Below are 17707 nucleotides of genomic sequence, written 5' to 3'. Positions count from 1 at the left end.
TCCGAGGCCCAGAGGGGTATCGGCCCCATCGATCCGCTCCACGACACATGGGATGGATTAACGGATATGAACGTTGCTTGTGTCTAGTCTTGCGGCGCAAGTTCCATACTCATTACCGGATGAGCGTCCGATCAGCACCGTGACAGCCAAGCCAGACATTGGATGTGTCGAGCAGGAGTGTGAGGAGTGCGACCGCACCCAGACCAGTGCCAACATTCCGGCGTCGCGGTGCCCGGCACGCGCGTCTGCCGCGTTGTCGTCGGTGACCGACCGCGGAGAAGGCGGCAGCGTCCGGTCGTACGACGGCCAGCCCCCGCCGGCCGGAAGCCGATCGTCGCTGTTGGAGGCGGACTACGGTCGTGCCATGAAGAGGCCTGCGGATGACGAGGCTGTGCTCGGCGTGGTGGGAACCGTCGTCTACAGGCTGGCGCGACGCGAGGACGACGAGGCTCTGGCGGGGCTGGACGGGTCGTTCACAACGGATTCCGTGTTCGAAGTGACCGTGGCGGGCGGCGAGTTCAGGATCCGTGAGACGCCGGTGGCCCCTCCGGTCCACAAGACCTTCCCCGATGAGGACGGCAGTGACGATGATGACGGCGATCCCGAGCTCAGCCGAACGGTTGTCGCCTTCGACGGGGATGAGTTGTGTGGATTCATCGAGACCTCCTTCGATCCGTGGAACGCACGGCTGACCATCTGCGACATCGAGGTCGCACCGGCGTGGCGGGGCAAGGGAGTTGGGCGCACCCTGATGAATCACGCCTTCGACTGCGCGAAGGAGCTCGGGGCGAGGCATGTGTGGCTCGAGGTCACCAATATCAACGCTCCCGCAGTCCGTGCCTATCTCCGTATGGGGTTCACCTTCTGCGGTCTGGACACCACGCTCTACGACGGCACCGCCTCGACCGGCGAGCAGGCTCTCTTCATGTCAAGGCGGGTGCGCTGACCCGCTGAGCCCCTCATGCCCCGTGCTCGGCCGAGCGACGGAGGAAAGTTTCATGGACATCCCGGGGCGCGAAGCCGACTCTGAAGCGTGCGCGTCGAAGCGCATCGACGGTGCCATCGCCCCCAATGGGGCCGTCATTGCGCCAAGAACAGAAAGTTTCTCGCTGTACAGGCCCTTGTTTCGCACGAAACTCGTCCGTTACCTTCGCCTGCCAGGTGAAGCGCTTCGACAGCTCTGCCAAGGGAAGGCCGCCGCCATGAGTCATGAGTTGAACCGCAGAAGCTTCGAAGCACTTCCGGACCGGTGTGCTCACTGGGCGATCAAGGGCTGGTCAATGACCAGGAAGGAACCTCGACACACCCATGGTGACCATCTTCGACGTGGTGAGACACGCGGGTGTCTCGTCCAGCACGGTCAGCTACGTCCTCAACGGCACACGACGGATCTCCGAAGCGACCCGGGGCCGCGTCCTGCGCTCAGTGGCGGAACTGGGCTTCCACCCCAACGCCGGGGCCAGGACGCTGGCCGGCCGCCGCTCGCACATCATCGCGCTGGTGATGCCGCTGCATCGCGGCGTGTACGTCCCGATCATGACGGAGATCGCCATCTCCGTCACGACGACGGCACGGCGGCACGGCTACGACGTCCTGCTGGTCACGAACGATGAGGGCCCCGAGGGAGTGCGGCGCGTCGCGGCGAGCGGGCTGGCCGACGGCGTGATCCTCATGGACGTCGAACTGGACGACCAGCGCATCCCGGCGTTGCGCGCCCAGGGCACGCAGGCCGTGCTGATCGGCCTGCCCGACGACCCGCACGGACTGTCCTGCGTCGACCACGACTTCGCCGCCGCCGGCGCCCTGTGCGCAGAGCACCTCGCCGACCTCGGCCACCGGGAGATCGCCTTCATCGGCTACGGCTCCGGCGTCTACCAGCGGCACGCCGGATACGCCGAACGTACCCTCACGGGCTTCCGCGAGCGCGCCGGGCAGCGCGGTCTGCGCTTCCTCGACCGACCCTGCGAGGGCACGTACGAAAGCACCGCCGGGACCCTCGCCCGCATCGTCGCCGACCGCCCACGCACCACCGGCTTCGTGGTGCAGAACGAGGCGGCGATCGGCCCGCTGCTCAGCCTGCTGCACAGCAGCGGGCGGTCCGTGCCCGAGGACGCCTCGGTGGTGGCCCTGTGCCCGGAGCAGCTCGCCGAGCAATACGCGCCCGCCCTCACCGCCGTGTCCGGCCCGACGCGGGAACTGGGCCGCGTGGCGGTCGACCAGATGATCCGCCGGCTGACCGACGCGCGGCGCGGCGCGCAACCCGAGGACGAACGGCCTCTGCTCACACCCACCCTGACGCCTCGCCAGAGCACAGCTCGCCTCTCCGTACCCAAGGAGCCGTCATGACGGCACGCAGTATCACCGACCGCCTGGGCGGCCTCGCCTTCGGCGGGGACTACAACCCCGAGCAGTGGGACGAGCCGGTCTGGAAGGAGGACGACGAGCTCATGCGCCGGGCCAGGGTCAACCTGGCCACGGTGGGCGTCTTCTCCTGGGCCCTGCTCGAACCGGAGGAGGGACGCTACGACTTCTCCTGGCTGGACGCCCACATCGATCGCCTGCACACGAACGGCGTGGCCGTCGACCTCGCCACCCCGACGGCCTCCCCGCCGCCGTGGTTCACCCTGGCGCACCCCGACGCGCTCGCGGTCAGGGCCGACGGCACCCGCCTCGTCCACGGCAGCCGCGACACCTACTGCCTCGCCGCCCCCGCCTACCGCAGCGCGGCCCGCCGTATCGCCTCCGCCCTGGCAGAACGGTACGGCGACCACCCCGCGCTCGCGCTGTGGCACGTGCACAACGAGTACGGCACGCTCTGCTGGTGCGACCACGCGGCCGCGGCTTTCCGGGTGTGGCTGCGCGCCCGCCACGGCTCGCTGGACGCCCTCAACGAGGCGTGGGGCACGGCCTTCTGGAGCCAGCGCTACTCCTCCTGGGAGCAGGTGCTGCCCCCGCGCGCGACGCAGTGGCACAAGAACCCCGGCCAGGCGCTGGACTTCCACCGGTTCTGGTCGGACGAGATCATCGCCGCCTTCCGGGAGCAGCGCGACGCGATCCGCGCCCACAGCGACCGGCCGGTGACGACCAACCTGATGCTCCCCGCCTACCAGAACGTGGACCTGTGGGCCTTCGCCCGCGAACTCGACGTCGTCACGTCCGACCAGTATCCGAGCGCACCGGGCCTGGACGCCGCCGCCGACGCCGCCTTCCACGCCGACCGCACTCGCTCCCTGGCCGGCGGCCGCCCCTGGCTGCTGATGGAGCAGGGCACCAGTACCGTCTACGACGGCGACCAGGTACTCGGCAAGGACCCCGGGGAGATCCTGCGCCACACCCTCGGCCACATCGCGCGCGGTTCGGAGGGCGCCCTGTTCTTCCAGTGGCGGCAGTCCCGGGCCGGCGCCGAGACGTGGCACTCGGCGATGGTCCCGCACGCGGGGCCCGACAGCCGTGTCTTCCGCGAGGTCACGCGGACTGGTGAAGCGGTCGCCCGGCTCGGCGAGCTGGCGGGATCGACGGTCACCGCGTCCGTGGCCGTGCTGGACGACCCGGACGCCTGGTGGGCGCTCGGCGTGGACGGTCTGCCCTCCTCCCGCCTCGACTACCACGCGGTACTTGTACGGGCGCACCGGGCGCTGTGGGACGCGGGCGCCACCGTCGACTTCACCCACCCGGAGCACGAGTTGAGCCACTTCCGGCTCGTCATCGCCCCGGCCCTTTTCCTGCTGTCCGACAAGGGCGCCGAGAACCTGCGCCGTTACATCGCCGGCGGCGGGACGCTCCTCGTCCAGCACGCGAGCGGATACGTCGACGACCGTATGCACGCCCGCCTCGGCGGCTATCCGGCGGGACCGCTGCGTGAGGCGCTGGGCATCCGCGTCGAGGAGTACCGGCCGCTGCGGCAGGACGAGCGGATCGCCCTGTCGGACGGGTCGTACGGCACTGTCTGGAGCGAGTCCCTGCACTGCGAGGGTGCTCAGACACTCGCCGCCTACACCCACGGCATGCTCGCAGACAGCCCGGCACTCACCCGGCACCGCTTCGGCACCGGGCAGGGCTGGTATCTCTCGACCCGCCTGGACGACGCCGACTACGGCGCCCTGGTCGGCCGGCTGCTCAAGGAGGCCGGCATCGAGCCGGAGCCGCCGGGTCTGCCGGCCGGTGTCGAAGCCGTCACCCGGCACGCAGCCGACGGCCGCCGCTGGCACGTCCTGATCAACCACACCGCGGACACCGTGCCGCTGCCGGAGCCCGCCCACGAGCTGCTCACCGGCACCACAGCCCACGAACTGCCGCCCGGCGGCTGCGCCGTCCTGCGCGGCCACTGACCTGGAAAAGGACAGCATGGAAAACGAACAGCGGAGCTTCCGCTGGGGTCACGAGGCCCTACAACTCCACTTCGTCCTCGACGACGACGGCAGCGCCCGCCTGACGCATCTCGGACTGCCCGGCGAAGCGGGCAGCGACCCCCGTGCCGCCCTTCCTCTGGTGGAGGTGACGGCCGCGGGTCACGGCCGGGGCTGGTCGGGCAGCCGCCTGATCGGGACCGCTCTCGGCGGGCGTCTGCGCCACCGGACCCACCACGCGACCCGCGACGGCGACTGGCACACGCTGACCGTCCACCTCCACGACCCGGAAACCGGACTGGTCGCGGAGGTGACCTACCGGTCACCGGACGGCGTGCCCGTACTCCGCAGCGAGGTGACCCTGCGCAACGAAGGGCAGACCACGCTGCACCTGGAGTCGGTCAGCTCGCTCGCGGTGGGCTGCCTCACCTCGCCGGACCCGGCAGCCCTCGACGCCGCCGACCTGCTGTGGGCGGACAACGACTGGCTCGCCGAATGCCGCTGGCAGCGACAGCCGATGCGCCGGACCACACCCGACCCCAGCGGACGCGTGAAGTACGGGCACGGCAAGGCCGGCTTCGAACTGACCGGACAGGGCACCTGGTCCAGCTGCGGACACCTGCCCATGGGCGGCCTCACGGACCGCCACTTCGGCCGCACCTGGATGTGGCAGATCGAGCACAACGGCGGGGGCTGGCGCTGGGAGTGCCAAGAGCACGACAACGCTGCCTACGCGGCACTGTTCGGTCCCACCGACACCCACCACGGCTGGCGGCATCCCCTGGAACCCGGCGCCGCCTTCCGCACCGTACCCGTGGCCCTGTCCTACAGCGCCGACGGCGGCCCCGACGCCGCGTTCGCCGCGCTGACCCGCTACCGCCGCGCCCAACGCCGCCCGCATCCCGACCACCGGGGTCTGCCCGTCATCTTCAACGACTACATGAACTGCCTGATGGGAGACCCCACCACCGACAAGCTGCTGCCGCTCATCGACGCGGCGGCCGAGGCCGGCGCCGAGTACTTCGTCATCGACGCCGGCTGGTACGACGACAGTGATGGCTGGTGGACCAGCGTCGGCGCCTGGGAACCATCCGCCTCACGTTTCCCCGGCGAGAAGGGGATCCACGAGGTGCTGGACCGTATCCGCGAACGCGGCATGGTGCCCGGCCTGTGGCTGGAGCCGGAAGTCATCGGCGTCCACAGCCCCATGGCCAAGTCCCTGCCCGACGAGGCGTTCTTCCGCCGCGACGGCGTCCGCCTCGTGGAGTCCGGCCGGCACCACATGGACCTGCGCCACCCCGCCGCCCGCGCCCACCTGGACCAGGTCGTGGACCGCCTGGTCGGCGAGTGGGGCGTCGGCTACCTCAAGCTCGACCACAACATCGACCCCGGCTCCGGCACCAGCGCCCACCCCGGCGAGACCCCGGGCGCCGGCCTGCTCGGCCACAACCGCGCCCACCTGGACTGGCTCGACGGCATCCTGGACCGCTATCCGCACCTGGTGGTGGAGAACTGCTCCTCGGGCGGCATGCGCTGGGACCACGCCCTGCTGTCGCGGCTGCAGTTGCAGTCCACCAGCGACCAGCAGAACCTCAACCTCTACGCGCCCATCGCGGCCTCCGCACCCACCGCCGTCACCCCCGAGCAGGGCGCCGTCTGGGCCTACCCGCAGCCGGAGGACTCACTCGACGAGGTCGCCTTCACCATGGCGAGCGGCCTCCTCGGCCGCATCCACCTCTCCGGCCGCCTGCCGGAGCTGGGGCCCGAGGCCCTCGCCCTCGTCCACGAGGCGGTCGCCGTGTACAAGGCCATCCGCGCCGACCTGCCGCAAGCCGTGCCGTCCTGGCCCCTGGGGCTGCCCGGCTGGGACGACCCCTGGATCGCTCTCGCCCTGCACACCCCCACCACCACCTACCTCACCGTCTGGCGCCGCCCGGGCGGCGCGGCCACCACCACCCTCCGGCTGCCCGAACGGGCGGACGGCGGCGCAGCCCGTGTCGAGGTGCTGTACCCCACCGCACGTGAGGCCGTTGCCGTCTGGAACCCGGACACCGTCGACCTCACCGTGACCCTGCCCACCGCGCCCTCCGCGGCGCTGCTCCGCATCACCCGCACGGAGCCGGACGCTCCCTGAGCGCCGTCTCTGCAGCCACCCGATGAAAGGACGACCAAGGGTGCCCGCTCAGAACCAGCCCGCCCGCGTGACCAACCCCGTGCTCCCCGGGTTGCACCCCGACCCGAGCATCTGCCGGGTCGGCGACGACTACTACCTCGCCTGCTCCAGCTTCGAGTACTTCCCCGGCGTACCCCTCTTCCACAGCCGTGACCTCGTGCACTGGCGGCAGATCGGCAACGTACTGGACCGTCCGGAGCAGTTGCGCCTGCCGGCCGACATGCCGTCCTCGGACGGCATCTACGCCCCCACCCTGGGAGGGGCGTGCCGTCCCCGTTCCGCGCCCCCGGCGCCCCATCACTGATGAGGACGTCATCCGCCGGAACGGCGACGACCATGGGTTCTCTTCCACGCCGACGCTCTGAGCGAGCCGTTTTTCCGGGATGTCCCGCCCGAGCAGCGGGCTGTGGCTATGCGCGGCGTCGTCGACAAACTGCTGCGCGCCTCGACCAAGGGCACGGTGAGCATCGACCCCGGCGCCATCACGGTCACCGGTCAGAAGGTGACCCTGACCTTCACGCCCGACCGCGCCATGGTCCGGACCCTCAACCCGCCACAGCCAGGTCACAGCACCCCGGCCCGCTATCGGGCGGACCGCTGGCGCTTGCCCCGCCCGAGGCCGCGGAACCCGTCAGCAGCGTCGAGCGAGCCCGCCGGATGAGGCACTCATCGTCGGGCCGTGGCTCTCCTGGGGAAGCCCTTCTGTGTGCGCCGGACGGGGACTGAAGGGAGGGCCGGAACTGAGCTGCGTGTAGCGGCTGGCTCTACAGCTCGTGGTGCGACGGTTACGCGACAGCGTGGTCGGGGTGGTCGGGGTGACCGTCCCAGTCGGCCGCGACGTCGCGCATCTGCTGAATGAGCCGACCGGCCTGGTCGTCATCACCTCGTGCGACAGCCTGGGCATGGTCCTGAACCAGTGAGTGGGCGGCATGCCAGTCGGCATGGTAGGCGTTGAGGCCCTCGGGATACTCCGCGTGCATCCGTTCGTCGAGCCGGTCGTCGATGAACGCCCACCACCGGGCTCCAGTGTGCAACCCATCAGCGGATGCTCCACTTCATCAACCGCGCCAGTCACGGGCACGAGCCAGGCGTCCGGGGCACTGTAGCGAGGACCGCGCCCCTCCGAGGCGGGTCCGCGGACTACGGCTCAGTGAGTCATGGGTGTGTCCCGCCGGGCTGCCGGGAAGTCCGCGGGCTGCCAAGTGGCGCTGCGGTCGGTGGACTTGAGCAGCCCGTCGTGCCGGGTGCCGAGCCATAGGGTGTCACTGTCGCGCGGGTCGACGAGCAGGCGCTCACCGCATCCCCGCCCGTCCTCGTTGCCGCCCAGCTTCACGGTGAGGTCGGTGCGCTTCCAGGTGGCCCCGCGGTTGTCGGACCGCAGCACGGCCCCGTTGCCGGCCCAGGACTGCGTGTACGCGCCGAGGGCCAGGTACACCCGGTTCGGGTGGGCCGGGTCGACGGCCATGGCCTCGACCCCGAGCAGGTTCCAGTCGTCCGAGCCGAGGTGATCGGTCAGCGGGATCCAGCGGTCGGTCCGGTCGTCCCAGCGGTAGGCGCCGCCGATGTCGGTGCGGGCGTAGGCGAGGCCGCGGCAGGAAGGGTGGAAGAGGACGCCGGTGACGAATCCGGTGCCGCCCTGACGACGTTGCGCCAGCGGTACGCCCGGCCGGCGGTGGCAGCGGGTTCGGCGGCGTGAGCGTGCCCCGCGAAGGAGGGGACGGTGGTGAGCGCGGCGGCGGCCGCGGTCCCGGCGAGAACGGCACGCCTACTCAGGCGGGACGCGTGCATGACACATACCTCATTCTGTGAAAGGAAGGGGGGAGATCTGCCTAGGGGCGCGAGGAACTGCGCGACCAGCCACGACGGATCCGCAGCCCGGAAGACCCGCGGAAGCTCCCGCTCACGCCACCCGCTCGGGCTTCAGCCCTTGATGGCCCCCGTGAGCATGCCCTTCTTGAAGTGCCGCTGGACGAAGGGGGAGGCGACGGCGACGGGGATCAGGGCGAGCACCATGACCGCCATCTGCAGTCCCAGCGAGGAAAGTTGACCGGTGCGAACCGCATATGAGAGGCCGGTGGGGGCCTCCGTGTTCTTCTGGACCAGCTGGATGAGCACATTCTGCAGCGGCATCATCTGCTGGTCGGTGAGGTAGATGGAGGCGTTGAACCAGGCGCTCCAGTAGCCGACTGCGTAGAACAGGGAGATGACGGCCAGCACGGCACGCGACAGCGGCATGATGATGGTCAGCAGGATGCGCAGGTCACTGGCCCCGTCGATGCGGGCGGACTCGGTGAGTTCGGGAGAGATTCCCATGAAGAAGGCCCGCAGCACGAGGATGTTGAAGACGCTGACCGCGCTCGGCAGGATCAAGGACAGGTAGGTGTCGGTGAGGCCCAGCGACTGCACCAGCAGGTACGTCGGAATGAGCCCGGCTCCGAAGAACATGGTCGCCATCATGACCATCAGGAAGAACCGGTGCCCCAGACTGCCCGGCCTGGACAGTCCGTAGGCCGCGAGTACCGACACCGTCATCGAGAACAGCGTGCCGAAGAGCGTGACGCCGACCGACACCATGATCGCCCGGCTGACCTGGCCGCCGCTGAGCAGTTCGGTGTAGTTGACGAAGGTGATGCCCTGGGGGATCACGACGAGGCCGCCGACCCGGTCGATCACCGGTTTCGGGGAGAGGCTGGTGACGATCACGATCCACAGCGGTCCGAGGACCCCGAGACAGCACAGGGCCAGGAAGCCGCTCTTGGCGATCAGTCCCGCCTTGCTGGGCGGCTCCTCCCACACGGGGCGGGCGGGAGCCTTAAGGCTGCGGATGAGCGTCGTGTTGAGGCTCATTTCTTGTACACCCCCTGCTCGCCGAGCAGGTGCGCGACCTTGTTCGCACCCAGGACGAGGCAGACTCCGATGACTCCCTTGACGAGGCCGACCGCGGCCGCGTAGCTGAAGTCGCCGTTCTGGATACCCACGTTCCACACGTACGTGTCGAGGACCTCGCTGGCCCCGGCACCGACCGCCCACCGCTGGAGCAGGAACTGCTCGAATCCCACGCTCAGCGCGTCGCCCACCCGCAGGACGAGCAACAGCGCGATCACCGGGCGCAGCGCGGGCAGCGTGACATGCCACATGCGTCGCCAGCGCCCCGCGCCGTCCATGGCGGCGGCCTCGTACAGGTCGGTGCTGACCGCGGACAGGGCGGCGAGGAAGACAATGATCCCCCAGCCGGCGTCCTTCCACACGGCCTGCCCGATGACCAGAAACTTGAACAGGTCCGCGTCGGTCATCAGGTCGAAGCCGCTCCACCCGTGCTTCTCCAGGGTCTGCGCGATGATGCCCGCGCCGCCGAGGATCTGCTGGAAGACGGTGACCACGAGGACCCACGAGAAGAAGTGCGGCAGATACAGGATCGCCTGTGCCACGGCCCGCACCCGGGGCCGGATCACGCTGTTGATGACCAGCGCGAGGGCGATGGGGATCGGGAAGAACAGCACCAGTTGCAGCACGAACAGCACGATGGTGTTCTTCGTGGCGCTCCAGAACAGCGGGTCGTCCAGCATCCGCGAGAACTGCTCCACGCCGACCCAGGGGCTGTGGAAGATCGCCGTGATGCCGTTGCTGGAGACGTACGGGTCGTAGTCCTGGAAGGCGACGACGTTGCCGAGCAGCGGGACGTAGTTGAAGAGCAGGAGCAGGAGGATGACGGGCAGCGTCATCAGGATGAGCGTGCGGTCGCGGCGCCACCGGACCCGGAAGGGAACCTTTCCGGCCTTTCCGGCCCTGCGCGTCACGCTCTCCTTCACGGTGGCCGCGGCGACCGCGGCCGTCGGTTCCTCGACGGCCGCGGGGGGACGTGTCCCGTCGGGCCTGCTTCCGGCCGTGAGGGACATCAGTTGCCACTGCCGTTCTTGTCGAGGAGCTGCTTGTACCAGTCGCGCAGCTTGTCGCCGCCGGAGGACTTCCAGGTGGAGATGGCCTGCTGCACGTCGGACAGCTTCTTGTGGCCGCGCACGAAGTCGATCTCCAGCTGCTCGAACTGGCTGGAGAGGGTGGCGTAGCGGGTTGGCTCGACGATGTTCATGCCGTACGTGGACGTCTTCTTCATGAAGGCACCCTGCCGCTGCTGCCACTCGACCTGCTTGCGGGCGATCTCGGGGAAGTCGGGGTGGGCGGTGAAAGGAGCCGGGGCCGCCAGCAGCGCCCAGGCGCTGTTCACCTCCTGGATACCCCGCTCGTTCTTGACCGGTACGCCGTCCTTGACGGTGTAGTGGGTGCCCTCGACGCCGTATTCGACGAACATCCGCTCCTTGGTGCCGTAGGGCGCTGCCGCGAAGTTGGCGGCGGCCAGCGCGTTCTCGACCGTCTCCTTCGAGGCGCCCTTGCGGATCATCGACCAGATGCCGGCGGGCTGGGCGGCGTACAGCGTCGGGTTGCCGCCGTCGGCGCCGAAGTAGTCCATGCCCTCGATCTGGAAGTCCGGGTTGGACTGAGCCTGTTCGACGGTCTTGCCCCACCAGTCGGCCCCGTTGCCGTTGTAGACCAGGACCTGCCCGGCGGTGAACCGCTGGCCCGGGTCGCCCGTGTTTGCTTTGTCGTCGGGATGAACCACACCCGCGGCGAACAGCTTGCGGACCCACTCCAGGGATTCGAGGTACTCAGGATGCTCGATGCGGTTCGTCAGCTTGCCGTCGTCCTCGATGTTCCAGCCGAGCGTCCCGGAGGGCAGGACACCGAAGATGCCCGCCGAGCTCCACCTCATGTCACCACAGGCCCACACCTTGGCCTTGGCGCTGGTGGCCTCCTTGGCCCAGCTGAGGAACTCATCGGCCGACTTGGGGACGGTGTAGCCCCTCTTGTCGAAGATGTCCTTGCGGTAGTAGGGCGTGATGAAGCTCGCGGGAGCGGCGGGCATCGGGATGCCGCGCAGCGCGCCTCCGAAGATGCTCATGCGCCAGGAGTCGGACGGGATCGCGGCCAGGTTCGGGTACTTCTTGACCTTGTCGCCCGCCAGGTAGGGGCCGAGGTCCATGAACTTCGCGGTGACCGCGTTCGAGATCTTGCCGACCAGTTCCCAGCCGGGCACGACCACCATGTCGGGTATGGAGCTGGAGGCGAGGACGGCGCCGAGTTTCTCACCATAGGTGTTGCCGTCCTGGTTCTGCCAGGTGATCTTGGTGCCCACCGTGGCGTCGAGTGCCGTGTAGTACGCGCACCCGGGCTTCGGCGGGGTTCCCCAGAACGGGGACATGACCTTGAGGGGAGCGCCGGTGCCGAGCTTTTTCGGGACCGAGGTGGCGAGGGTCGCGAGGTCGACCTTGCTGGTGTAGCCGGCCGACGAGCCGTTCTTCGACGGAAGGTCCGGCTTGGCGATCGTGCTGGCGACGTAGGTGGGGAGCAGCTTGTCGGCTGCCTTCCCCGATGTGGCCCCTTCGCGCTTCCCGCTGTCCGAACCGCCGCAGGCGGTGAGCAGCGGCATTCCTCCCGCCACCGCTGCGGTGGCGACCGCCGTGGAGGCGAGGAAGCTTCTCCGGCTGGGTCCGGCGGAGGCGGCGTTCGGCGTCATTGCGTCAACCCTTCATGGCACACACCCGGCGGAAGGCCGTCGGCTGCGGTGTGGTGACTGGGACTGGCTGAGCTGAAAATGGACATCCAATGACTACGACGCGGTTCGCCGTCGAAGCGCTTCGATGTTGCTGCGAGGTTAAGTGAACGCCCAGGGGCGCACAAGAGTCGCTGCCAAGATTCCTGTGAGGCACAGAGGGGACTATCCGTATGTCCTGCTTGATGTAACAGCGTTGATCTCTTGACACCCGCCCCGGTGGCGAATGAGCATCGAAGCGCTTCGAAAGCACTTACTTCTCCATCTCAAGGGGATCCCACGTGTCCGCACACCGGCCGCACACACCAGCTCCTTTCCGCGATCCGCAGCTGCCGTTCGCGAAGCGCATCGACGACCTTCTGTCGCGGCTCACCCTCGACGAGAAGATCGGGTTCCTGCACCAGTACGTCCCGGCCGTGGAGCGCCTGGGCATCGCCGCGTTCCGTACCGGCCAGGAGGCGCTGCACGGCGTGGCGTGGATGGGTCCGGCCACGGTGTTCCCGCAGGCGGTGGGTCTGGGCGCGACCTGGAACACGGATCTCGTCCGACGGGTCGGCGAGGCGGTGTCCAAGGAGGTCCGGGCGATGCGCGCCCGCGACGACCGTGTGGGCCTGAACGTGTGGGCCCCGACCGTCAACCTGCTGCGCCACCCGCTGTGGGGCCGCAACGAGGAGGGCTACTCGGAGGACCCCAAACTCACCTCCGCCATCGCCACCGCCTACACCCACGGCCTGCGCGGCGAGCACCCGACGTACTGGCGCACCGCACCCGTCCTGAAGCACTGGCTCGCGCACAACAACGAGACGGACCGCGACATCACGTCCTCCTCGGTGCGTCCGCGTGTGCTGCACGAGTACGACCTGAGCGCCTTCCGCGACACCGTCGAGGCCGGCGCCGTGGCCGGGGTCATGCCGGCCTACAACCTGGTCAACGGCCGCCCCAACCACGTCTCCCCGTACCTGCGCGAGCACCTGCGCACCTGGACCGAGGAGGACCTGCTGGTCTGCTCGGACGCGGGGGCGCCGTCCAACCTGGTCGACTCCGAGCACTACTTCGACACCCACGAGGAGGCCACCGCCGCCTCCCTGCTGGCCGGCGTCGACAGCTTCACCGACCACAACACCGACAGCACCCAGATCACCGCGCGGGTCCGCGGTGCCCTGGAGCGGGGCCTGCTGACCGAGGCGGACATCGACACCGCCGTGCGCCGCCAGCTCTCGGTCCGTTTCCGCCTGGGCGAGTTCGACCCGGAGCACGACCCGCACGCGCTCACCCACGACTTCGACACCCCCGCCCACCGGGCCCTCGCCCAGGAGACGGCCGAGCAGGCCGTCGTGCTACTCAAGAACGACGGCGGGCTGCTGCCGCTCGCGCCCGCCACCCGGATCGCGGTGGTCGGCCTGCTCGCCGACGAGTGCAAACTCGACTGGTACAGCGGCACCCTCATCCACCGTTCCACACCCCTGGAGGGCCTGTACGAGCGGTTCGGCACCGAGCAGGTGCAGTTCGCGGAGGGCGTCGACCGCATCCGGCTCAAGACATCGGCCGGATCCTTCCTGCACGTCCCCGCGACGGACGCCGACGACGAGGTGCGCGGCGCCGAGGGCGCCCTGGACCCGGCCCTGCTGACGGGCCGCACCGACCTGCCCCCGCTGACCACCGACGCAACCGGCACGGAGTTCGCCCTCGTCGACTGGGGCGAGGGCGTGCTCACGCTGCGCGCACCCGACGGCCGCTACCTCTCGGTCGCCGAGGACGGCTACGTGCGCGCCTCCGCCGACCAGCCCGGAGGCTGGTTCGTCCAGGAAACCTTCCGCCTGGAACCCCACGAGCACGGGCACCTCTTGCTGCACATCGGAACCGGTCGCCATGTCTCTGTCGCCGCCGACGGCCTCAAGGTTGCCGAAGGGAACGAAGAGATCTTCAAAATCGTCGTCGTCGAAAGCGGCGTGGACGCGGTGAACAGGGTCGCCGAGCGGGCGGACGTGGTGCTGGTGGTCGCGGGCAACGACCCGCACATCCATGGCCGCGAGACCGAGGACCGCACGACCCTGGCCCTCCCCGCCCACCAGGAACGCCTCCTGCGCGCCGCCCGCACCGCCAACCCCAACACCGTCCTCGCACTCGTGTCGGCGTACCCGTACGCGATCGATCACGCGGAGGTGCCGGCGCTGCTGTGGACGGCACACGGCGGCCAGGCGGCCGGCACCGCCCTGGCCCGCATCCTGGCCGGGGACGTCTCCCCTGCCGGCCGCCTCCCCCAGACCTGGTACGCCGACGACTCCGACCTGCCCGACCTCCTCGACTACGACGTGATCGGCAGCCGCCAGACCTACCTCTACTTCGAAGGCACACCGCTCTTCCCCTTCGGCCACGGCCTGTCGTACGCGTCGTTCTCCTACGAAGGCCTCACGACCCGAGTCGAGGACGGGACACTGCACGTGTCCTTCACGGTCGCCAACACCGGTGACGTCACCGCGGACGAGGTCGCCCAGCTCTACACCCGGGCCATGGACCCGTCGGTGCCACGGCCCCGCAGGGAACTGGCCGCGCACCGGCGTGTGACGCTCGCGCCCGGCGAGGTCACGGAGATCGCCTTCCGGGTGCCGGAGTCGGCGTTCGCGTTCTGGGACGTGGCGCAGGGACGTCAGCGGGTGGCGCCCGGCCTCTACGAGATCCTCGTCGGAGCATCCAGCGAGGACATCCGTCTGACCGAGACCATCGACCTCGACGGCGAGCCGTCCGTCCCCCAGCCGGTCATGGTGGGCGGCCTGGACGCGGTGGACTTCGACGAGCAGAGCGACACGGAGATCGTGGACCGCACGAAGACATCGGGTGACTCCGTCGCCCCGGTGGCCGGCCGCAGGGGCGAGTTGCTGTTCCGTGACTGTGACTTCGGAAAGGGGGCTGCCGGGATCACCATGGAGGCCGCGGGTGAGGGCACGGTCGAACTCTCGCTGGGTGACGGTCCCGTCCTGGCCGTGCTCACGCTTTCCCCGGCTACGGCCGGGCCCTACGACTACGCCACGGTGAACGCCCCCGCCGTCGTGGCGGCCGGTGTGCACGACGTCCGCCTGGGGCTGCGTGGCCCGGTGCGGCTCGCGCGCGTCGCCTTCACCGTCTGAGGTCCGCCTCGACGCCACGGGTATGGGAGTCGATGCGCAGCAGTCCGGCACCGAAAGACTTCGGTGCCGGACTCGGCTTCGCCCGGGGCGGCTCAACTCCTCACAGCATGGCACCGGGTGTGCCGGAGACCGGCGCCGGGCTCGTTGTCGGCCTGCCGACCTGCCGGCCTGTTTCCGGTGCCACGGTGGCGGATGTCAGCGGGCCTCCGCGGCAGCCCCCGGTGCGGCGGCGAGGACGCGGACGTCCCAGGCACCGAGCCGCACGGGCGTACCGGCCGGGACCACGCTGCCGTCCAGGGCGTCGGTCAGGTCCACCGGCGCCTGGGCGGTGGCCGGCTGCCAGCTCCAGTTGTGGACGACATGGACGCGCCGGCCGTCGGGGGCCGCGCCGGTGGCGACGGTGACCGAGTCCGGCAGGTCCTGCCAGCCACTGCACGGGGAGGGCGCGAGCCACGCGGCGAGCGCGCGGGCCAGATCGCGGCCGGGCACGGTGCCCACGCACGTGACGCGGCCCGCGCCGTGACGGCGGGTGGTGACGGCGGGCCAGCGCCCGAAGTGCGGGTGGTCGTACTCGGCGAGGACGTCGGCGTCCTCGACGGCCAGGCCCTCCACCCAGCGGGTGGCCACCGCGTCGGCGGGCAGCTGGAGCGGGCTGTCCGGCGCGGCGCGCAGCGGCAGGTCGGCGTGCAGGTTGCTGAACTCGTCGTACCGGACGCCCGCGGCCTTCACCAGGCGTGCCGGTGTCACCTCGTGGCGTGCCCGCGCCTCGTGGTCGCCGTAACCGGTGCGGGGACCGAGGACGAGGTGGCCGCCCGCCTCCGCGTAGGCGCCGAGCCAGTCGAGCGTCCCGTCGTCCGCCACGTACAGCGCGGGGGCGATGAGTACGGGGTGCAGCTCGGCGGCCGACTCCGGTGGCAGCCCCGGGCGTTCGCCGCGCGGATCGTGCAGCTGGCGGGCGTGCAGGATCCGTACCTGGCGCCCCGCCTCGAACGCGCCCCGGTAGAACGGGTCGAAGATGCCCTCGTAGGCACCCGCGTCCGGACCGCCGTCGGGGGCGGCGAGCGGTGGGTTCTTGCGCATCAGCCACTTGCTCGGCGCCGAGTACAGCATCGCGATGTCGGCGTCCGGTGTGATGCCGGCGACCAGGTCTCCGGCCCGCTCGAACTCGGCGCCCAGTCGGGCGAGTTCGCCGTACGCTCGCCCCGGTCGTCCGCTGTGCGGGAGGATTCCGCCCCAGTACGTCTCGGCACCGAAGTGCAGTGTGTGCCAGTGCCAGTACTCGATCATGCGGGCCCCGCGTGCGACCAGCGCCCAGGCGGCCTGCCGCCACTGTCCGTCGAAGGCGGGCCGGTTGTCCGAAGGGCCGCCGATGGCCTGGGCGTTGGTCTCCGTGATGAGGAACGGCTCCTGGCGCGAGGAGTAGATCCGGTCGGCGCTCTGGTGCAGTGCCCACGCGCCGTAGGCCATCCACTGCTGCGGCAGCTTCTCGCGCGGCGGCTCGGGCATCGTGAGGCTGTCCTGCATGTCGTAGTACGGGTTGCCCGCGGTGACGTCCAGGCTGTCGGTGAGCTCGTCGTCCTCCAGGCCGGGAGAACCGTAGGCGAGGCAGGTGGTGACGAACTGGTCGGGCCTCGCGTACTCGCGCACGATGCCCGCCTGCCAGGCGATGAACTCGGTGGTCTGACGCGCCTGGAACGCCTGCCAGGCCAGGTCGTACTGCGGCTGCGCGTTGCCCTCCGGGGTCCACAGGTCGGCCCAGGTGGACAGCCGGTGCGACCAGTACACCAGCCCCCACTCGCGGTTGAGGGTCTCCACATCGCCGTATCGCTGCCGCAGGTCGTCGACGAACCGCTGGAAGACACCGTGGTTGTGCGGCAGTCGCGGGCCCGGCTCGTTGTCGACCTGGAAGCCGATGACCGCGGGGTGGCCGGCGTAACGGGCCACGATCGCGCGGATCACCCGCTCCGCGTGGAAACGGAAGGCCGGGTGCGTGATGTCGACCTCCTGCCGGCCGCCCCACGCGGCGCGGCGCCCGGTGGCGTCCTCGGCGGCGATCTCCGGGTACTGCCGGGCCAGCCACGGCGGCACCGCGTAGGTGGGGGTGCCGAGGACGACGGAGATGCCGCGCTCGTGGGCGCCGTCGAGGACGGGTTGCAGCCAGTCGAGTTCGAAGCGGCCGTTCTCCGGTTCCCAGGTGGACCAGACCGACTCGCCGACGCGGATGACGGTGAACTTCGCCTCCGTCATGAGATCGAGGTCGGTCTTGAGTCGCTCGTACGGCTGGTACTCGTGGTAGTAGGCGGCGCCGAACATCACGCGCGCGGGCAGAGCGGTCATGCGAAGTCCCCTCTGGAGTCGAAGCGCTTCACTTCGCAATGCAAGCATTGACACCACATCTCATGCAATGGCAGCGTCGAAGCGCTTCACCAACGCGCCCAGGGACAGCCACCGCTACTGG

11 protein-coding genes and 2 pseudogenes are annotated in these 17707 nt (G+C 69.9%); 7 read left to right on the top strand and 6 right to left on the bottom strand.

Annotated features, from left to right (window positions below):
- Positions 1-139 precede the first annotated feature (139 nt).
- From SSP24_RS18495 to SSP24_RS18470, 6 genes and pseudogenes are all read left to right on the top strand, one after another.
- Positions 140-946, top strand: a complete 807-nt coding sequence (locus tag SSP24_RS18495) for a GNAT family N-acetyltransferase (RefSeq protein ID WP_308794206.1) — start codon at positions 140-142, stop codon at positions 944-946.
- Positions 947-1308: 362 nt separating this feature from the next.
- On the top strand, positions 1309-2346 hold the full coding sequence (locus SSP24_RS18490) for a LacI family DNA-binding transcriptional regulator (RefSeq protein WP_141310743.1): 1038 nt from the start codon (positions 1309-1311) through the stop codon (positions 2344-2346).
- Complete coding sequence (locus tag SSP24_RS18485; protein WP_141310742.1) at positions 2343-4328, top strand: beta-galactosidase; 1986 nt, start codon at positions 2343-2345, stop codon at positions 4326-4328. Before SSP24_RS18490 ends, SSP24_RS18485 begins: the two co-directional genes overlap by 4 nt.
- A gap of 16 nt (positions 4329-4344) precedes the next feature.
- Positions 4345-6480 carry an alpha-galactosidase gene (locus tag SSP24_RS18480; RefSeq protein ID WP_141310741.1) on the top strand — a complete coding sequence of 712 codons (2136 nt, stop codon included), beginning with the start codon at positions 4345-4347 and terminating at the stop codon, positions 6478-6480.
- 22 nt (positions 6481-6502) lie between these two features.
- Positions 6503-6775, top strand: a pseudogene (locus SSP24_RS18475) (family 43 glycosylhydrolase); the annotation flags it as partial.
- Positions 6776-6925: 150 nt separating this feature from the next.
- Entirely contained in the window at positions 6926-7180 is a 255-nt protein-coding gene (locus SSP24_RS18470; RefSeq protein WP_141310740.1) for a hypothetical protein, read from the top strand.
- Positions 7181-7304: 124 nt separating this feature from the next.
- Here SSP24_RS18470 and SSP24_RS18465 read toward each other — a convergent pair whose 3' ends face one another.
- The 5 genes and pseudogenes from SSP24_RS18465 to SSP24_RS18445 all read right to left on the bottom strand — a co-directional run bounded on the left by SSP24_RS18465 (position 7305) and on the right by SSP24_RS18445 (position 12088).
- Positions 7305-7553 (bottom strand): hypothetical protein, encoded by a 249-nt coding sequence (locus SSP24_RS18465; protein WP_141310739.1) that lies wholly within the window; start codon positions 7551-7553, stop codon positions 7305-7307.
- Positions 7554-7696: 143 nt separating this feature from the next.
- Positions 7697-8307: pseudogene (locus SSP24_RS18460) on the bottom strand (1,4-beta-glucanase); the annotation flags it as partial.
- A gap of 132 nt (positions 8308-8439) precedes the next feature.
- Positions 8440-9366 carry a carbohydrate ABC transporter permease gene (locus SSP24_RS18455; protein ID WP_141310738.1) on the bottom strand — a complete coding sequence of 309 codons (927 nt, stop codon included), beginning with the start codon at positions 9364-9366 and terminating at the stop codon, positions 8440-8442.
- Positions 9363-10415 (bottom strand): ABC transporter permease, encoded by a 1053-nt coding sequence (locus SSP24_RS18450; protein WP_141310737.1) that lies wholly within the window; start codon positions 10413-10415, stop codon positions 9363-9365. The genes SSP24_RS18455 and SSP24_RS18450 overlap by 4 nt, the downstream gene beginning before the upstream one ends.
- Complete coding sequence (locus SSP24_RS18445) at positions 10415-12088, bottom strand: extracellular solute-binding protein (protein WP_141310736.1); 1674 nt, start codon at positions 12086-12088, stop codon at positions 10415-10417. Before SSP24_RS18445 ends, SSP24_RS18450 begins: the two co-directional genes overlap by 1 nt.
- Positions 12089-12405: 317 nt before the next feature.
- Between SSP24_RS18445 and SSP24_RS18435 the strand changes: the two genes are divergently transcribed.
- Positions 12406-15249: a glycoside hydrolase family 3 C-terminal domain-containing protein gene (locus tag SSP24_RS18435; RefSeq protein ID WP_141310735.1), complete on the top strand. Its 2844-nt coding sequence runs from the start codon at positions 12406-12408 to the stop codon at positions 15247-15249.
- 195 nt (positions 15250-15444) lie between these two features.
- Here the strand turns inward: SSP24_RS18435 and SSP24_RS18430 are convergent, their stop codons facing one another.
- Positions 15445-17586 (bottom strand): beta-galactosidase, encoded by a 2142-nt coding sequence (locus SSP24_RS18430; protein WP_141310734.1) that lies wholly within the window; start codon positions 17584-17586, stop codon positions 15445-15447.
- Positions 17587-17707 lie beyond the last annotated feature (121 nt).

The sequence above is a fragment of the Streptomyces spinoverrucosus genome (genome assembly GCF_006539505.1).
In the GTDB taxonomy this organism is placed as follows: Bacteria; Actinomycetota; Actinomycetes; order Streptomycetales; family Streptomycetaceae; genus Streptomyces; species Streptomyces spinoverrucosus.
The sequence above is the reverse complement of the archived record's forward strand: the minus strand, read 5'-3'. Positions and strand labels throughout refer to the sequence as shown.